We start from the raw sequence: 18,096 nt of genomic DNA on the forward strand, positions 1-18,096 counted from the left end.
CGTAAGAATTCATTCCGGCCGGATTCCCCCTCACAACAACCTCCAATCGGGGACGGAAGACTCAGACAGCCGCCCTCAATTACAAAACGGCGCCCGGTAAATAATTACCGGACGCCGCCCATATCACTCTTTGTTTCTTATATTCCTGTTGACTCACATACATAGAAGGAGCATCTGTCCCCGTTGAATATCTGAGTGCCCACATATATTGGTTCTTTTTCCTGGGTATAGGCAACACTCTTTATATAAAGCAGGGAGGTACCCTTGTTAAGCTGTAACAGCTCCGCTTCCCGGGTTGTGGCCTTGCACAGCTCTATCCATTTTTCCGAAACAGCGACCATAACACCTGCTTTATCCTTCATAAACTCAAACAGGGAGTTGCTGTCAAAGGTTTCTCCGAGAAGAAATGCATACTTCAGCGGAAAATAGTTGTTCTCTATCGCCACCGGTTCATTATCTGCATAACGCACCCTGGAAATATAGACAACCTGGCTGCCCTTTTCAAGCCCCAGAAGATTTCTTGTCTTTTCATCCGCCACTATCAGCTTATTCTCAAGCATACGTCCGCCGGACTTCATCCCCATATGCTCGCACATCTCGGTAAAGCTCTGAAGTTTCTTGATGTCCTTTGTAAACTTTGGCTTTGAGACGAAGGTTCCCTTACCCTGTTTCTTCTCCACCAGTCCCTTGTCGACCAGTGCGCTGACAGCATTCCTCACCGTGATAATGCTGACGCCGAATGTTTTCGCCATCTCGCTCTCAGACTGGAGCCTTTCTCCGGGCTGATACACGCCTTTCATAATTTTTGCTTCAATCTCAGTCATCAATTGAACATATAGTGGCGTTACCGCCTTTCCATCCAACATCTGTATCATTCCTTTTATTTTTATTATGATCTGCATAGATCATTATATAATGCTCTTATGAAACATTATATAACATCATTAAGTAAAAGGCAAAACAATTTTTTATTCCGCTCAATAAAACTCAGCTTTACAGCCTGTCATCAGGGCGGCGCCTTTGGCAGCCCGTCTGATATATCTGCCTCCGCTCTCATCCCCCTCCACTGAAATTTCCAGTTTGGCCAGACATGGAACACGGACGATATCTTCGTCGCCTGTTTCCAATATTCTCTGTCTGATTCTGCAAAGAGGGGATAAATATTTTCCCATCACGTGCATGGCCATTTCAAAAGCCTGCATTGCTTCCAGTGCATTACCGCCAAGGTTTCCGGCAGAACCGGTATGCCGTGAGGCAAGTCCGTCGTCTTCAATTCCCACAAAATGAATTTCAGAAAAGTTCTCACAGCACGTTGTGTCCTCCCGGTTTTCAGTTACAGCTCCGGCCAGCAGGGGCCGGTATTCTTTCTGACCTCTTCTCTCTGAGAATTCCGCTCTCACTGCCTTAAGCGTCTCCGGCGTTCTGAACAGCTCCGCCCCGGTCAGCGCCATTACTTTAGCCGCGACCAGCATGCCCTTCATGCAGATGCCGCTTTTCCCCTGTGCCACCTCCTGCCACGAATGACCTAATGTGTCCTTGACATAACAGGCAGATACACACTGCGCTGTCGGAGTAAACCAGCTGACATCGCAGATATCCGTCGAACCAGGTTTATGGATTTCAATTTCCCTGAAGGGATATAAATATGGATTATATGCTTTTCCCTTCACCTGTTCAATTATCTCTTCCGCCTGTTCTGCGTATAAAAGGCGCATCAAATCAAACGTGGCACGTTCTCCATTTTCAGGAAGTGCCTGATGCATTCTGGCTGCATACTCCCAATCCGGGGCCGTCATTTCCACAGTGCCGGTTGCCGTATATTTATCATACATCAGCCGTTCCAGCGTGCGGTTGGGAAGCAGCTCTGTTGTCCCTGTTTTGAACTCTGTCTTCAGGGTACACCCTGTAATCATGGCCGCTCCTTCCGCCACCTGATGCAGTCTGGCAACGGCTGCCTCCACCTGAGTGCTTACGTGCGCCCTGTATGCATAGAGGACTTTAGACTCCAGCGGATATCCGCCCTCTTCATCCCCCGTTTTAAGAATTCCGGAGCGCACTACAAAACATTTATCAAGATGATGTCTCAGATTCTGTGCGCCCAGATAAAATAACTGCATGGCTTCTTTTGCATTGGCCGATTTTTTCTCATTACCGGTAAAAGTAAATTCCACCTTCTGCTGTGCATGAAAATTAATTGACCAAATCCCATTATCATCTGTCGGATGCCAGCTGACAGCGGCATCGCAGTCATCAAACAGACCTGCCTGAGCCATCAGAACCTTTCCGGCTCCGCCTTCCTCCGCAGGGCATCCATAGAAGCGGACCGTGCCGGTTATTTTATTTGACTCGATGAATTCTTTGTTGGCAACAGCAGCCGCCACCGCGGCGGTTCCAAGTATATGATGTCCGCATCCATGTCCGGGACCGCCCTCTGTTACCGGCTTTCTGGTCAGGCAGTCCGCCTCCTGGCTTAAACCGGGCAGAGCGTCAAATTCCCCCATATATCCGATAATCGGCCTGCCGCTTCCCCACTCCGCCACAAAGGCCGTATCCAGGCCTGCGGCTTTCTCTCTGAGCCGGAAACCGTTCTTTTTTAAAAGCTCTGCAAGGCATGCGGAGGAACGGTATTCCTCAAATATATTCTCCGGATGGTCCCATATAAAAAGCGCGGCATCAATATAATCCTGCCGTTTTTCCTCGATTGACCGCCTGATATCCTGATCCGTCTTCACCCTACTCCACCGTTTCCTTTCCTGCTAAGCAGCACAAAACATGGTGCCCCTCCTCCACCTCCACATAAGGGGGTATCACGTCGGAACACTCCGGCCTGACGTATGGACACCGCTTATGGAAATGGCAGCCTGACGGGGGATTGGCCGGGCTTGGCACGTCTCCCTGAATTATAATTCTCTCCCTTTTCAATTCCGGATCCGGGATCGGTATGGCAGACAGCAGCGCTTTTGTATAGGGATGCACAGGATTGGAGTATAGCTGTTGCTTTGATGCAATCTCCACTATTCTTCCCAGATACATTACGGCCACACGATCACAGATATGGTGGACGACACTGAGATCATGGGAAATAAAAATATAGGTCAGATTTAATTTTTCCTTCAGTTCCCTCATCAGGTTAAGCACCTGGGCCCGGACCGACACATCCAGGGCCGATACCGGCTCATCGCAGATAATCAGCTTCGGATCGACGGCCAGCGCTCTGGCAATTCCAATCCTCTGTCTCTGCCCTCCGGAAAATTCGTGTGGGAACCGATGGATATATGAACGGTTAATCCCGACCAAATCCATTAATTTGTAAATCTTCTCTTCTTTCGCTTCCCCTGTCTCCGTACCAAACAGCTCAATCGTTTCCCCAATTATTTCTCCCACCGTCATACGGGGATTTAAAGATGCTCCCGGATCCTGGAAAATAATCTGCATATTGCTTCTTTCCTGACGAAGATCCTCTTTTTTCAGCGCACGTATATTTTTTCCGTCAAACAGAATTTCCCCCTCCGTCGGTTCAATCAGACGGAGAATACTTCTTCCAAGAGTGGATTTACCGCATCCGCTCTCTCCTACCACACCGAGAATTTCTCCCTCTTTTAAAGTGAGTGTGATTCCGTCAACTGCTTTTACCACCCGCCTATCCCTGCCAAGAAAGCCTGATTTCAGTTCATAGTATTTTTTTAAGTCTTTAATCTCCAATAATGTTTCAGCCATACTTTCCCCCCTGCTTTCCCTGCCCGTGCAGAAAACATCTGACTTTTCTGTCTCCGCAGTCAGTAAGCTTTGGCACTTCATTTTTACAGCGTTCCTCTGCATACGGACATCTGGGCCAGAAACGGCAGCCGGCCGGCATATCATACAAACTGGGAACCGAGCCCTCGATTACATAAAGCATCTCCTTTGCATCGCTGATACTCGGCAGAGCATTAATCAGCCCTTTTGTATACGGATGCAGCGGGTTTTTAAACAGCAGCCTGACATCGCAATACTCCATTACCATTCCGGCATACATGACAAGTACATAATCGGCCATCTCCGCAATTACCCCGAGATCATGGGTAATCATCATAATGGATGTGTTCATCTGCTTTTTCAAATCTTTCATCAGTTCCAGTATCTGAGCCTGTATTGTAACATCGAGAGCTGTCGTAGGTTCGTCAGCTATCAGAAGCTCCGGATTGCAGGAGAGAGCCATGGCAATCATGACCCGCTGCCGCATTCCCCCGCTCAATTCATGGGGATACTCATCCACCCGTTTTTCCGGTGATGGGATTCCTACCAGCTCCAGCATGTGAATCGCCTTTTCCCTGGCTTCTTTTTTCGAAATCTGCTGATGGTTCCTGAGCATTTCTTCAATCTGCTTCCCCACTGTATAAACCGGATTAAGTGATGTCATCGGTTCCTGGAAAATCATTGCTATTTCTTTTCCCCTCACCTTCTCCATCTCCCGGGAAGTACACTTAGTTAAATCCCGCCCTTTAAACAGGATTTCACCTTCTACCACCTTTCCCTCCGGAGGAAGGAGTTTAAGAATCGACATTGAGGTTACGCTCTTGCCGCATCCGGACTCCCCCACGATTCCCAATGTCTCTCCTTTTCGGATCATGAAATCAACACCGTCAACTGCAGGCACCTTCCCTTTTCTGTCAAAAAAATATGTCTTCAGTCCGTTCACCTGTAAAATAACGTCCTCTTTCATTCCATCCCTCTTTTCTTAATCGTGAGCTGCCGTCTTCAATTCATCCGCAATTTCCGGAAACAATGTAAGATAATATATCATCGATTTTTCGAAATCCAGAACGCCCTTAACCGTACAGTACTCGTTGCTTGAATGCTGACGTGAGCCATGACCCATTCCTCCGGTGACGTAAGGAATTCCTAGTATCCTTTCAAACAGGTAATAGGGAGCGGAGCCGGGGTTCCACGGCCATATCTGCGGTCTGGCCCCCATCATCTCATACATGCGCTTTAATGTCTGTACCGAGGTCGAATAATAAGGTACGCTGGACGGATAATATGCCTTGCCGAATTCCACAATCTCAATATCTTCATATCCATGGCTGTCCAAATGTCTTCGCAGTTTGCCTAACATGGTTTTGGGATCCATTCCGGGCACCAGACGGATATCCATTTTGACTGCCGCTTCATGGGGCAGAAGAGTCTTCGAACCTTCACCGATATATCCTCCCCGGATGCCGTCAATATTCAGTGTGGGAACCGTCAGCATCTTTTTCCACAATTCCAGTCCCTCAAGCTTCCATTTAAATTTATCGACATCGTAATCCGTTCTCCATTCCTCTTCGTCCAGCAGATCGGCTGACTCTCTCAGCGCATGCTCTTTTTCAGGATCCAGCGGCAGGATGCCATCATAAAACCCATCTATACGGATATCGTTTTCATTCTCTCCAATCATCGTGGACAGCGCTTTCACAAGCCTCCAGGCCGGATTTGCAACCCAGGCGGCAAAGGCTCCATGAATCCCTCTGTCTACCGGCCCTCCCCATGTTCCGCCTTTTGCTCTCAGCTCGAAGCTGATAATTCCTTTTACTCCCATAAAGATAGATGCAATCCGGTTCTCTTCTCCGAAAGACGGGAAAAACATGGCATCGCAATCTGCAAATTTTTCTTTATTCTCTTCCAGAAAATCCTGCAGGGATTCAGAAGACAGCTCTTCCTCCCCCTCTATCAGAAATACCAGATTTACAGGAAGCTTCTCTCTGAGCTTCCGGTATGCCATCAGCGCCCGGAAAAATGCGGCCGTCGGTCCCTTGGTATTAACGGCGCCCCGCCCGATTATGCAGTCTCCATAGTCACGGAACGGATGGATTTTTGCCATCCACGGATCCGATATCCAGTCTTCTTCCTCGGCAGGAAGCACGTCATACATACTGTAAATCAGAAGCGTATAATCAGCGCCTTCATCCATTCTTCCATATACAATTGGATTTCCGGGTGTTTCCAGCAGTTCAGACGTTCCTCCGGCCCGGATAATCATGTCTTTTACGGCTTCTGCTGTTTCCCGGATCCCTTCCCCCGTTGCCGAAATCGATTTCAGCCGCATGAATTTCTGCACTTCTCCTAAATCTTCTTGGAAATTATCATCCAGATACCCGAGGATATCCGCTATCATGTCCTTCTCCATCGTTTTCCTCCCGCTCCGGCCTGATGCCGTGACGGACAGACAAGCTTCACTGTTCTTCTCATTAGCAGCCTGCCGGAGCCATATTCAGTTTTACTTCCTTTTGGCCAAGCTTTAGTCAGCCAGTTTCCACTTCCAGCTCTCAAAGTTAAACCATACAAAATCTTCAATCGGGATTTCTTTCAAACGCTTGCTGTATGCCCACAGGTTATTCTGATGATAGAGCCAGATATACGGCTGATCCTCCACAAGCGCCATCTGGTATGCGTCATACCACTCTTTTCTCTCTTCCTTCGTCACCTTGGACGCGCCTTCGTCAGCCAGCTCAAACCACTTCGGATCCGTAAGGAGTGAATAGTTCCTCGGATCGTGCGGTTTCACAATAACGCTGCTCTCATTCGGATCGATATTGCTGCCGCCGCCGAGCAGGCCGAAGTCCTCTTTCCCTTCCCGCAGCATCTGAAGAAGAGTGGTAAAGTCATATGTTTCAATCTTGACCTTTACGCCGATCTTCTGTAAATCCTGCTGGATCAGAAGAGCCGACTGCTCTCTGACCTGATTTCCCTTCGGTACAAGCATCAAATACTCTTTCCCAAAGTCAAACCCGGCTTCTTCTAGCATCGCTTTTGCCTTATCCGGGTCATATGTATTGGCGACAATGTTTTCATTGTAGTACGGATGATATTTCGGCATCGGGCCGACCGCTACCTGGCCCTCTCCCATCATCAGCTGATCTACCATCATCTGCTTATTAATCGCCATATCAATGGCATTTCTTACCTTCGGATCCTGGAATGTCTGGTTTCCGTCTGACAGATTGAACTGCATATACTGATAGGAGTAGTCCTCGACGGATGCCGCCACCACCTGATCTGAATTTTTAATCGTCTCCCAGTCTGACAGCGGGATGCTTCCCATTGCCACAACATCGATATCACCGTTCAGAAGGCCTGCCGTCAGGTTTGAAGCAGGAACCACTCTGACTACAAGAGTTTTGAAATCAGGACAGCCCTGATAGTAATCTGTAAATGCCTCCATCTCCAGACTTTCCCCTGCCGTATCCTTTACGTATTTAAAAGGCCCACAGCCGACCGGAGCCGACCAGAAAGAAGAACTGTTGATGGATGCGTAATCGCCCGTATCAAGAATATGCTGCGGCAGTACATACAGGAAGCTTAAAAAAGCATTTAAAACTGAATCCGGGTCTTTCTCTGTCTTAAAGGTAAACTTAACGGTATAATCTCCTTCCGCCTCCACTCCCAGGCTTTCCGGATTTTCTGCTATACCGTCGTCATTTGTACCCTCCAGCACGTTAAATGCGGAGCGGTAATAATTATCCACAAGTTCGCTTGTCATTGCACGGCAGGTAAATACGATATCTTTTGCCGTGACTTTCTCACCGTCATGCCATAAAGCCGTGTCTGCCAGATGGAATGTCATCGTCTTATTGTCTTCGGACATCTCCCAGGATGTGGCAAGCCTTGGAAGGATCTCTCCATCATGCGTTCTGGTTACGAGTCGTTCAAACATATGATCCGCAACAGCATTGCCGTAGTTTCCGGAGGTATTATAGATATTCAGCGTATCCCAGGAGGATATAATAGCCATTGTCACAACCTCATCTTTGGGGCCGGAGGTGTTTTCCGCCCCCGCTTCGCTTTTGCCTCCCGCATCTGTCTGTGTCTCCTGGGCCGGATCCTGGGTCTCAGATGCCTGATTTCCTCCACAGGCGCTTAATATTGCCGATGATGCCAGTGCTGCTGCCAGAATCAATGCAAACCTTTTTTTCATTCGTTCCTCTCCCTTTCTTTTAGTGTATTGTAACTATTTGTTACTATTCACAGCCGCTATTCCGCGAGGTGTTTTCACTCGCATTCCCAGTGAAAATCCCGAGTTAAACGGCGCGAAACGGTGTTTTTTACCGTTTCTGTGCATCGCGAAGCGTGTTACTGTTCGCAGAACCGCGTTTTACAGCGGGGCTGTGAATAGTGACAACTATTTCACTGCTTATATTTTTGTCTTCGGATCCAGCGCATCCCTCATGCCGTTGCCGATAAAGTTAATTGACAGAATCGTGATTACAAGCGCCAGCCCCGGCGGAACCCACATCCATGGCCGGCTCGTCAAAATCGTAATGGACTGCGCATTATACAGCATATTTCCCCAGGAAGCCGCAGGTGGCTGAACTCCCATTCCAAGAAAGCTCAGTGAGGATTCCAATATAATCGCAGATGCAATTCTGAATGTGATGGAAATGAATATCGGCGCGATTGCATTCGGCAGAATATAGCGGGTAATGATTTTTGAGTCCCTTGCCCCGATTGCAATGCCTCCTTCAATATAATCTTTCTCCCTGACACTGAGGACGCTGCCGTAAATCTGTCTTGCAAATTTCGGCCACCCCAGAACGCCTATCACCACCGTCACCGTGATAATGGACGGGCCGAACATTGACACCAGAAACAGGATTAGGATCGTTGCCGGAAATGACATGAAGATATCCGACAGACGCATGACGATTATCTCAAATACGCCCCTGTAGAAGGCGGCGATCATGCCGAGGGGAATACCAATCACCACACTGACGGCCGTGGAAATGATTCCCACAAAGAGGGAAACCCGGCCTCCATACAGAAGTCGGCTGAGTACATCGCGTCCCACATCATCTCCGCCTAAAATATGTTTTCCACCCGGCGGTGCATTGAATGCAAGTGCATCAATCTCTGCCTCTGAAAACGGAAGAAACGGCGGAACTAATATCACGATCAGCGCGATTGTCAGCAGTACGAAGAATCCTGCCACCGCCAGTTTATTGTTGCAGTATCGTCTGATAAAGCTTCCTGCCGCCGATTCTTTTCTTTCGTTATTACCTTTCATCCAACCACCCCCTAGTCGTACCGGATTCTCGGATCCAGAACTCCGTATATCAAATCGGTCAGTATGTTAAATATCAGAACGGCGACCGCAACAAGAACCGTGATCCCCATTACTACCGGATAATCCCGGCTGTCGATGGATTTTATCATCAGGTTTCCGATTCCCGGCCACGAAAACACCTGTTCCGTTACAACCGCTCCGCCGATTAAAAGCGGAATCTCCATTCCCAAATAGGTGACAACGGGTATCAGGGAATTTCTCAGAACATGCTTTATAATAACCACACGCTCCCTGAGTCCCTTAGATCTGGCTGTCCGCACATAATCCTCACGCATAACTTCGAGCATGCTGCTCCGGGTATACTGAATCAGGCTCCCCACCATCTGCATCCCCAGAACTACGGCCGGCATAAGCAGGTGCCTTAACAGAGAGGCTGGCGTTTCCGGTTTACCGGAATCGTACATTCCCCCGATTGGCAGCCATTTCAGCTTTACCGCAAACAGATACAGGAAAATCAATGCCAGGAAAAAACTGGGCGTAGATGTAGCTAAAAAAGAAAACACGGAGGAACCGTTGTCCCACCCCTTATTCTGAAATCTGGCTGACTGAATTCCCAATGGAAGAGAAATCAGACAGGCCACAATAACCGCTGATAATGTCAGAAGCAATGTAGGCCCCAGGCCATCCATTATCATCTTCATTACGGGCTGCCCGGTCCGGTAGGATTCGCCCAGATTACCCTGCAGGAAGTTCTTCAGCCAGGAAAAATACTGTATATAGACAGGCTGGTCCAGTCCCAGCTTAATCCGCTGGCGTTCCACCTCCGCAGGAGATATGTTTTGATTACTGAGTAAAAGCTCCAGCGGGCTGCCTGAAGCCATTGATGAAATCATAAATACTAAAACGGTAATGCCAAAAAAAGTAACAATCGCCAGCCCTATCCTTCTGAGTATATAATTTGACAAATTCTCCCCTCCCAATCAGCCATTCATACTAAAATGTTATATAATATCTTTAGTTATGGTATAAGGATAGCATTTTCCTTCAGTCGAGTCAAGATAGAAAACCGATTTCTTTGTGTATTTTTTATATTATAGTTTATTAAATCGCCTCTTTTTATGTAATTTCTCACAAACACCAGCGATTGTTCCCTGTCTGCGGAACCGCCGGATTAAAATGCCCCGGAATCCTTATAAACAAACAGATCCGGGGCTTTCTGCATTCACTTCAAACAAGCTCTAGTATTCCACCTTCCACATATAACGCCTGTCATCCATGGAATGGCCCCTCACCTCGGCCATCTGAGCCACATAGTAGCGTTCCACGGGAATCATGACGACAGGATTAAAGAACTCCGCTATCTCGGGGGCGATCCTTCCTGCGTTCAATTCCTTAAAATCGATAATAATATATTTTTCGGCATACTTTTTCAGAAAGGTGAGGCATCTTTCATCAAGGACCCTGGTGCGCCCCTCACTCATCAGCAGAACCATCGGAAGGTCTTTGTCCGTTGTCTCAAACGGGCCGTGGAAATATTCTCCCGTGTGCAGGCAGACGCCATGCTTCCACTGCATTTCCATGAAGTGGCAGCAGCACATGGAGTATGCCACGCCGTAGTTCGGCCCGGATGCAAGGACATAGAATACCGGCTCGTCTTTATATTTTTCCGCCCACTCTCTGGCAGCCGGCAGACACTTTTCTTTTCCCTCCGCAACGATTTCATCGATGTACCGGTATGCTTCCATCGCCGTCTCATACTTCTCATAGCCTTCAAACTGGTTCAGAAGTTCAAAGCCGATTCTGAGCGCATTGGCCTGGTTGGAATCGCTGTACACCTGATCGTCACCGTTGGAATAAGTCACTACATACTGTCCCACTTGAGCCATCCCAGTCTCTGTGGAACCGGTCATCGCAATAGTTACGGCGCCGGCCGCATTGGCGGTCTTAACAGCCTCCACCGTCTCAGGAGTTGCCTTCAGGGAACAGATTACCGCGATGCAGCGGCTGTCCAGCTCTTTGGGGGCCGCGTGGACAAATTCATTGCTTGTATAGGTGGTTGCCCCAAAACTTTTGGCCTCGCTCTGGAGCAGGTACAGTCCGGGGAAAATCGCCGCCTTGGATCCGCCGCAGGCCACAAAATAGACATGTTTCAATCCCCCCGCCGCATCTATTTTACATTTAATCTCGCTGATAATTTCTTTAACGCTCATATCATGTTCCTCCTGTCAGGCCAGCCTGAAGCTGCTGCCATCCTTCTCTATTTTTACTCCGTATAATTCTTCCGCCTTATCGATCGATACCTTATGTTCAATTACATCGGACAGGACGGCTTCCGGTTTTCGGTTCTTCGGATCTCCGTAACCTCCGGCTCCCGGTGTGTGGACGGTAACAATGTCCCCCTTGTGGAGCGGCACATCGGTACACTTACTCATCAGCTTTTCCACCGTGCCGTCGGTGCGAGTGATGAAATATTCACCTCCGGCTCCCTCCATGCCGCCGTAAAGGCCCCATGGCTTGTACACCTGCCTGTCTCCCAGCCCGGTATAATTGATATTATCGTACATCGCTTCAAAAATCCGCTCGATTCCCAGTCCGCCCCTGTATTCTCCGGCCCCGCCGCTGTTTTCAATCAATCCGTATTTATGGACAATCAGAAGCGGAAATTCCATCTCAAGGGCCTCAATCGGCAGATTGGAGGTGTTGGTCATATGAACCTGGACCCCGCTCAGCCCGTCATTCCCCCTCTGGGCTCCGGATCCGCCTGCAATCGTCTCCAGATACACATAGAAATGGTCCGGATCCGCGGGATCGGTTCCGCTGAAGATTGCGGAGGTACAGGATGAGTTGCAGCCGGCCAGGGCGCGTTCCGGAACAGCCGGGCCGAGCGCTCCGAAAATAACGTCGGCCACCCTCATACAGGTGTCGATACGCGCGCCCACGGGCGCCGGATTCGTCGCGTTGATGATCGTCCCCGGTTCCGCCTCGACGCTGAATGCCCTGTAAATACCGGCATTGGAAGGGATGGTGGGATCGATCAGCGCTTTTAAGGAGTAAAATACCGTTGCGAGAAGCCCATTTTTCGTGACATTGTTCGGTCCGTTGACCTGGGGATCGGTTCCGGCAAAATCAAGATGCATATTATCGCCTCTGATTGTAACCTTTACCTGGATCTTGATCGGCCTCGGATGCCCGACTCCCGCGTCATCCATATAATCCGTAAACTCATACTCGCCGTCCGGCAGCTCACGGATCCCTGCCCGCAGTCTTCTCTCCGCATAATTCTGAAGCTCATGCATACTGTCCACCAGCAGATCGCCATAGCGGTCAAAGCTTTCCGTCAGACGTTTTGCACCGACGCGGTTCGAGGCAATCTGCGCCTGAAGATCGCCGTAGCGCTCTCCCGGAATGCGGCTGTTGGCCATCAGGAAACTGATGATATCCTCATTTACCTCATCCTTTTCGCATATCCTGACGAGAGGAATCTTAAGTCCTTCCTGGAAAATGCTGACCGCATCTCCGGATGTGGAACCGGCCACTTTACCGCCCACGTCGCTGTGATGGGCCAGGTTCGCAACCCAGCCAATCAGCTTGTCACCGACAAAGACCGGCTGTGTCACGGTGATGTCGGGAAGATGGGTGCCGCCGCCGTTATATGGGTCGTTTCCCATAAACATATCCCCCGGCCTGATATCCTGGGCCGGGTGCTTCTTGTACACTTCTTTGATTATGCCGAGAAGGGAGCCGAGGTGCATCGCAACGTGTTCCGCCTGGGCAACCATATTTCCCTCAGGGTCAAATACTGCTGTGGAAATGTCCCTGCGCTCCTTGATATTGGTGGAATAGGCGCTCTTAATCAACGCCACGCCCATCTCTTCCGCAATCGACAGAAGAAGGTTCCCTACAATTTCCACGGTTACTGCATCAACTTGGGTTTTCATTATTTTGCACCTCCCTCGTAAGTCACAATAATGTTCTGGTATCCGTCTGTGTACGCCTTCCAGTCCGGCGGAATAACAGAAGTAGAATCCATCTGCTCGATGATGGCTGGTCCCATAATCGTGCATCCCGGTTTGAAATCATTCCGATTATAAATGTTTGTCGTGATATAGTCCTTTTCCCTGTCAAACAGTACTTCGCGTGTGGTGAAAGGCTTTGGAGGCTCCGCATTCGGATCTGCCGGCATTTCCGCCAAATCCGGCTTGATGATGTCGCCGATGGCGCTGACGCGGTAGTTTACCATCTGCAGTTTCATGCTGCGGTTGAAGTAACCATAGGAGCGGTTGTGTTCCTGATGGAATCGTTCAATCATTTCTTCCATGACTTCTTTCCCGAACTGTCCCTTCACTTCAATCCCGATCTCATAATTCTGCCTCTCATAGCGGCACTCTATCAGATAAGTGAAGCTTCTGTCTTTTTCAGCTACGCCCTCTTTATCCAGAAGTTCATTCCCCTCCGCAGTCAGCGTGTCAAATATTTTCTGCACCTTCGGCAGGTTCTCCTCCTCGGCCAGCATGACATTGGAACGGCTGATATCGAATTTCGTATCGGCCATCAGAAGGCCGAGGGAACAGAGCGTTCCCGGGGACGGCGGCAGGAGCACGGAGGTGATTCCCATATCCCTGGCCACCTCACACGCGTGGAGCGGTCCGGCGCCTCCGAACGCCATCAGGGTAAATTCACGGGCATCGTATCCTCTCTCCACGGATACGACGCGGATTGCCCTCGTCATATTGGAATTTACGACGGAAATGATTCCGGCGGCGGCCTGTTTTAAATCCAGGGAGGATTTATCACAGATATTTTCTTTAATCGCCTTCTCAGCCAGCTTAAGATCCACGTCCATCCGGCCGCCCAGTATTTTCGTCTGGTTCAGCTTGCCGAGGACAATATTGGCATCGGTCACGCAGGCCTCGGTTCCGCCCCTCATGTAGCAGGCCGGTCCCGGCGTGGCGCCTGCGCTGTCGGGGCCTACCTTCAGCGCGCCTCCTGCATCGATCCTGGCAATGGAACCGCCGCCTGCGCCTACCGTTACGATATCAATCATCGGGATTCTGGCCGGATATCCTTCTACGAGTCTCTCATTGGAGAGCGACGCCTTCCCGTTTTCAATCAGGCTGACATCAATGCTGGTGCCGCCCATATCGAAGGTGATAACCTTGTCAATGCCGCACTGCTTTCCAATATAAACAGCGCCGATAACGCCCGCGCTGGGGCCGGATACGGCTGTCTTAATCGGACAGTCGATTGTCTCGGCGATGGATATGACGGAGCCGTTGGACTGTGTGACGTAGGGCGCTGCCGTAATGCCGGAATCCAGAATGGACTTTTCAAAATTATGTACGTATTTTTCCATGACCGGTCCAAGATAGGCATTGAGTACGGTTGTACTCATTCTCGAATATTCGCGGAATTCGGGAACCAGTTCATGGGAGGTGGATACATAAACCTCCGGATATTCTTCATTGATAATCTCACGGATCCGGATCTCATGCTTTGGATTGATAAAGGAAAACAGCGTGCATACGGCGATGGTCTGCGCGCCCTGTTCCTTCAGGTAACGCACTGCCTCACGGACACTGTCTTCATTCAGGGCGGTTTTAACCGTGCCGTCATAAAGAATCCGTTCCTCCACCTCGCACTTCATGCCGTCCGGTATCAGGCTCTCCGGCTTCTGTTTTGACAAATCGTAGAGGGAGGGGCGTTTCTGCCAGCCGATTTCCATCAGATCCCGGAACCCTTTTGTAGTGATCAGGCCCAGGCGCGCTCCCTTCTTCTCTATCAGCGCATTCGTTGCAACGGTCGTTCCATGGGCCAGATAGCTGACCTGCTCCGGTTTGATGCAGTCTTCCGTAAGCACGTGGAGAATCCCGCTGACAATCGCTCTTGAGGGGTCATCCGGTGTGGAACTGTGCTTAAAATGTTTTAAATTCCCTGTCTCCGTATTAAATATTGAGAAGTCTGTAAACGTACCGCCTACGTCTACGCCAATCATATAGCTCATATTGTCACCTCATTTTATTTGTCCTTCAGTTCGTTCTTAATTTAAAAAGTTCTGCCATGTCCAAATGCTCCCTGTACCAGACACGTGGCCGCTGCAAAAGAAGCTCCTTTTTCCATCGCTTCTTTTAGCTGCTGCCGGTACAGCTTTCTGTCGCTGTCCATCCGTTCCCGGTATTCCTTTCTGCTTTGAGTCAAAGAAAGCAGAAAGGCCGTGGCAAAGGAGTCTCCCGCTCCCAGTGTGTCGATTGCCTCCACCAAATGAGGAGGCTGGCCCCCGGGAAACATGGTTTTTAAATGTTCATATTTATCGCATACGTTATCGCCAATTCCAATTACTCTTACCATGACCGCCTCCGCCTTTTTCATGCATGCACTGAAATTTATTAGTTACTGTTCACACGGTTGTATACCGCGAGGTGTTTTCATGCGTTTTCTGCACGAAAATCCCGAGTTACACGGCGCGAAACTGCGTTTTATGCAGTTTCTGTGCATCGCGAAGCGTGTTATTGTTTACATCATGCCGTATTTTAGCATGGTGTGAACAGTAACCTTTATTACTCTTCTACATAGGTATCCTGTAAGGTAAGGCCGGAAAGATAGGTCAGGATACCGTCCAGATTCTGAAATCCGTGAACGTTCTTAGCCGTTGCAAATACCTGCTCCCTGAAGTTGATGAACACGAACGGTGAAAGCTCCAGCGCCCTCTCCCTGAACTGATCATATATTTCTTCCCTCTCTTTTTCGTCCAGTGTGGTTCTGCCCTTCTGAAGCAGTTCGTCGATTTTGTCGTCTGCAAAGCCCGGACAGCTGTTCATGCGGACATCGCCGCTCTCATAGTAATTGGTGGCCCAGTCCATGTCCACGATGTTTCCTGTCGTGCCGGAAACCATCATATCGTAGTCGCCTACATTGGAGCGCTCGATACGTGTCGCCCAGTCCGGAAGCTCAAGCTCCACCTTGATTCCGATTTCAGCGAGACTGGACTGTACGCATACCGCCGTCTGCTCATGCATGGCATAAGTGGAGGAGGACAGCAGCTTGCAGGAGAATCCGTCGGGATAACCGGCTTCTGCCAGAAGTTCTTTTGCCTTTTCAGGGTCATAGGAAAAATAATTGTCATATTTTCCGTCGTATCCGTTCTGTCCGACGATGGTCGGGAACCCAAAAATCGGTTCTCCCCGTCCCATAAATGCTGCATTGATTACATCATCCCTCTTGATTGCGTAGGAGATGGCCTGTCTTACCTTCGGATCCGCCAGCGGGCTTCCCTCGGTACAGTTAATCTGAAGGCACATGAAAGGAGCTACGGATACATCTACGTTGGCGTCTCCCGCGCCCTCAAATGCGATAACCTCCTTCGACGGAACGTAGTCAATAATATCAACCTCTCCCGTCCGCAGCGCATTGGCCCTGGTCGTCTCGTCCGTATAGAAATAGAAATCGATATTAGGCGTCTGTACCGGAGTCCCGTACCAGCCGTCATATTTGGTGACGCTGATGGAAAGTCCGTTTTCCCATCCTCCGAAGCTATAAGGACCGCATCCCATGGCAACCGTACTTAAATCGTTATTATTCGCCTCACAGAAAGCCTTGGACACTACGGCCGCCTCCGGCAGGCAGAGGTATTCCAGGAACGGCGCACACGGCTGTTTTAAAACAATTTCCACCGTTTTTTCATCCGGTGCGTTCACATGATCCACAACAGAGCGGAAATCGCTTCCGAAGGTGGCTGCTACCGATTCATCCATCACACGCTCAATCGAAAATTTCACATCCTCTGCGGTTACCGGGGAACCGTCGTGGAAGGTGGCATCCTTCAATAAAAAGGTGTAGGTCAGCCCGTCGTCGGATACCGTGTAAGAATCCGCCACGTCCGTTTCAATGCTTGAGTCAGCGGTATAGGTCATCAGTCCCCTGTAAATCTGCTGCTTAATCAGACGCGTGGCCTGTCCCGATTGCAGATGAGGATCCAGTGTGGCCGGTTCGGCGCTGATCCCCACATTTAACGTATCCTTTTTGCTGCCGCCCTCTTCTCCGGCCGTACCCTCTGTTCCCGTGGCACCCCCTGCCTCTGCTGATGCGGGCTGCGTGTCGCTGCTTCCTGTCTTGGAGCTGCAGGCCGTCAGTACAGCAGATGCCGCCAGTGCCGCCGCCAGTGTCAGAGCAACTTTTTTCAAACTTCTTTTTTTCATTAATCTTCCTCCTTTTATTTTTAAAAACTGTTGTTAAGCTTTGGATCCAGAATATCTCTGATTGCGTCCCCCATCAGGTTAACCGCCAGAATCGTCAGGCACAGGCAGACAGCCGGCCAGAACAAATACATGACGTTGACATTCAGATATCCCCTTGCCGAGCCAATCATCTGCCCCCAGGACGGTGTGGGCGGCTGAACGCCCAGCCCCAGGAAGCTGAGTCCCGATTCCAGCAGAATCGCGTTTGAGATTGTGGTACTCACCTGAACAATCAGAACCGATATGATGTTCGGGAAAATAGCCTTCCACATAATAGCCGACGGCGCCGCGCCGATCGATAAATCGCTCTCCACATATTCCATTTTTCTGACCTGCAGTGTGGAAGAATATGCGACACGTGAAAAATGGGGAATGTAAAGGAGCCCGATTACAAGCATCAGGTTAATTACACCGGCGCCCCACAGTCCCGCAATAATCATCGCCAGAAGGATGGGCGGGAAGCAGAGGATGATATCAATGCCCCGCATGATGACGGCGCCGATCCTTCCCTCCAGATATCCTGCCGCCACCCCCAGGAGAGTGCCTCCCGCAAATGAAATGGCCGTCCCTCCCAGGGCTACCATCATGGACGGCCTGATTCCCAGAATCAGACGGGTCAGGATACAGCGCCCGTACTCGTCCGTTCCCAAAGGATATTTTGCCGATGAATTTTTCAGCATATTTACCGTATCAAGCGCATACGGATCGTTGGGAACCAGGAAATTGCCAAATATCATAACAATGATCAGAGGGACCAGTATGATAAAGCCAACAACAAACTTCTTATTGCTGAAACATTTCTTTAACATTTTATCCCTCCTCGTATAATAAGTTTGTAAGCAAGAA

Annotated in this window: 14 protein-coding genes; all 14 read right to left on the reverse strand. The window is 49.7% G+C overall.

Translation table 11 applies throughout. The features are described from left to right. Positions 1-137 precede the first annotated feature (137 nt). On the reverse strand, positions 138-866 hold the full coding sequence (locus tag CLOSYM_RS10415; protein WP_003498310.1) for a GntR family transcriptional regulator: 729 nt from the start codon (positions 864-866) through the stop codon (positions 138-140). A 111-nt stretch (positions 867-977) separates the two neighbouring features. Then, on the reverse strand, positions 978-2,732 hold the full coding sequence (locus CLOSYM_RS10420; RefSeq protein WP_021642103.1) for an amidohydrolase: 1,755 nt from the start codon (positions 2,730-2,732) through the stop codon (positions 978-980). A gap of 1 nt (position 2,733) precedes the next feature. Beyond that, the gene (locus tag CLOSYM_RS10425) at positions 2,734-3,717 is read right to left on the reverse strand and encodes an ABC transporter ATP-binding protein (protein WP_021642104.1); all 984 of its coding nucleotides are present in this window, start codon (positions 3,715-3,717) and stop codon (positions 2,734-2,736) included. Further along, positions 3,710-4,702: an ABC transporter ATP-binding protein gene (locus CLOSYM_RS10430; protein WP_021642105.1), complete on the reverse strand. Its 993-nt coding sequence runs from the start codon at positions 4,700-4,702 to the stop codon at positions 3,710-3,712. Before CLOSYM_RS10430 ends, CLOSYM_RS10425 begins: the two co-directional genes overlap by 8 nt. Before the next feature lie 15 nt (positions 4,703-4,717). After that, positions 4,718-6,145: a M20/M25/M40 family metallo-hydrolase gene (locus CLOSYM_RS10435; RefSeq protein WP_021642106.1), complete on the reverse strand. Its 1,428-nt coding sequence runs from the start codon at positions 6,143-6,145 to the stop codon at positions 4,718-4,720. A 111-nt stretch (positions 6,146-6,256) separates the two neighbouring features. Continuing rightward, on the reverse strand, positions 6,257-7,933 hold the full coding sequence (locus CLOSYM_RS10440) for an ABC transporter substrate-binding protein (protein ID WP_003498321.1): 1,677 nt from the start codon (positions 7,931-7,933) through the stop codon (positions 6,257-6,259). Positions 7,934-8,149: 216 nt separating this feature from the next. Next, positions 8,150-9,019, reverse strand: a complete 870-nt coding sequence (locus CLOSYM_RS10445; protein ID WP_003498323.1) for an ABC transporter permease — start codon at positions 9,017-9,019, stop codon at positions 8,150-8,152. 11 nt (positions 9,020-9,030) lie between these two features. Then, entirely contained in the window at positions 9,031-9,984 is a 954-nt protein-coding gene (locus CLOSYM_RS10450) for an ABC transporter permease (RefSeq protein WP_003498325.1), read from the reverse strand. Between the two features lie 273 nt (positions 9,985-10,257). Beyond that, on the reverse strand, positions 10,258-11,229 hold the full coding sequence (locus tag CLOSYM_RS10455; protein ID WP_003498327.1) for an SIS domain-containing protein: 972 nt from the start codon (positions 11,227-11,229) through the stop codon (positions 10,258-10,260). Positions 11,230-11,244: 15 nt separating this feature from the next. Continuing rightward, positions 11,245-12,957, reverse strand: coding sequence for a hydantoinase B/oxoprolinase family protein (locus CLOSYM_RS10460; protein WP_003498329.1), 1,713 nt, complete (start codon positions 12,955-12,957; stop codon positions 11,245-11,247). After that, positions 12,957-15,020 carry a hydantoinase/oxoprolinase family protein gene (locus CLOSYM_RS10465; RefSeq protein ID WP_021642109.1) on the reverse strand — a complete coding sequence of 688 codons (2,064 nt, stop codon included), beginning with the start codon at positions 15,018-15,020 and terminating at the stop codon, positions 12,957-12,959. Before CLOSYM_RS10465 ends, CLOSYM_RS10460 begins: the two co-directional genes overlap by 1 nt. Positions 15,021-15,061: 41 nt before the next feature. Then, positions 15,062-15,364, reverse strand: coding sequence for a PfkB family carbohydrate kinase (locus CLOSYM_RS10470; protein WP_044902349.1), 303 nt, complete (start codon positions 15,362-15,364; stop codon positions 15,062-15,064). A 209-nt stretch (positions 15,365-15,573) separates the two neighbouring features. Beyond that, positions 15,574-17,211: an ABC transporter substrate-binding protein gene (locus CLOSYM_RS10475; RefSeq protein WP_021642111.1), complete on the reverse strand. Its 1,638-nt coding sequence runs from the start codon at positions 17,209-17,211 to the stop codon at positions 15,574-15,576. Between the two features lie 20 nt (positions 17,212-17,231). Further along, positions 17,232-18,059 (reverse strand): ABC transporter permease, encoded by an 828-nt coding sequence (locus CLOSYM_RS10480; RefSeq protein ID WP_003498336.1) that lies wholly within the window; start codon positions 18,057-18,059, stop codon positions 17,232-17,234. Between the last annotated feature and the right edge of the window lie 37 nt (positions 18,060-18,096).

The sequence above is a fragment of the [Clostridium] symbiosum ATCC 14940 genome (genome assembly GCF_000466485.1).
Lineage (GTDB): Bacteria > Bacillota > Clostridia > Lachnospirales > Lachnospiraceae > Otoolea > Otoolea symbiosa.

Excerpts from the sequence above, each read along its gene's own strand:
- CLOSYM_RS10480 (WP_003498336.1), bottom strand. The coding sequence starts at position 18,059 with ATGTTAAAGAAATGTTTCAGCAATAAGAAGTTTGTTGTTGGCTTTATC.
- CLOSYM_RS10430 (WP_021642105.1), bottom strand. The coding sequence starts at position 4,702 with ATGAAAGAGGACGTTATTTTACAGGTGAACGGACTGAAGACATATTTT.
- CLOSYM_RS10460 (WP_003498329.1), bottom strand. The coding sequence starts at position 12,957 with ATGAAAACCCAAGTTGATGCAGTAACCGTGGAAATTGTAGGGAACCTT.
- CLOSYM_RS10465 (WP_021642109.1), bottom strand. The coding sequence starts at position 15,020 with ATGAGCTATATGATTGGCGTAGACGTAGGCGGTACGTTTACAGACTTC.
- CLOSYM_RS10415 (WP_003498310.1), bottom strand. The coding sequence starts at position 866 with ATGTTGGATGGAAAGGCGGTAACGCCACTATATGTTCAATTGATGACT.
- CLOSYM_RS10435 (WP_021642106.1), bottom strand. The coding sequence starts at position 6,145 with ATGGAGAAGGACATGATAGCGGATATCCTCGGGTATCTGGATGATAAT.
- CLOSYM_RS10475 (WP_021642111.1), bottom strand. The coding sequence starts at position 17,211 with ATGAAAAAAAGAAGTTTGAAAAAAGTTGCTCTGACACTGGCGGCGGCA.
- CLOSYM_RS10470 (WP_044902349.1), bottom strand. The coding sequence starts at position 15,364 with ATGGTAAGAGTAATTGGAATTGGCGATAACGTATGCGATAAATATGAA.
- CLOSYM_RS10455 (WP_003498327.1), bottom strand. The coding sequence starts at position 11,229 with ATGAGCGTTAAAGAAATTATCAGCGAGATTAAATGTAAAATAGATGCG.
- CLOSYM_RS10425 (WP_021642104.1), bottom strand. The coding sequence starts at position 3,717 with ATGGCTGAAACATTATTGGAGATTAAAGACTTAAAAAAATACTATGAA.
- CLOSYM_RS10440 (WP_003498321.1), bottom strand. The coding sequence starts at position 7,933 with ATGAAAAAAAGGTTTGCATTGATTCTGGCAGCAGCACTGGCATCATCG.
- CLOSYM_RS10445 (WP_003498323.1), bottom strand. The coding sequence starts at position 9,019 with ATGAAAGGTAATAACGAAAGAAAAGAATCGGCGGCAGGAAGCTTTATC.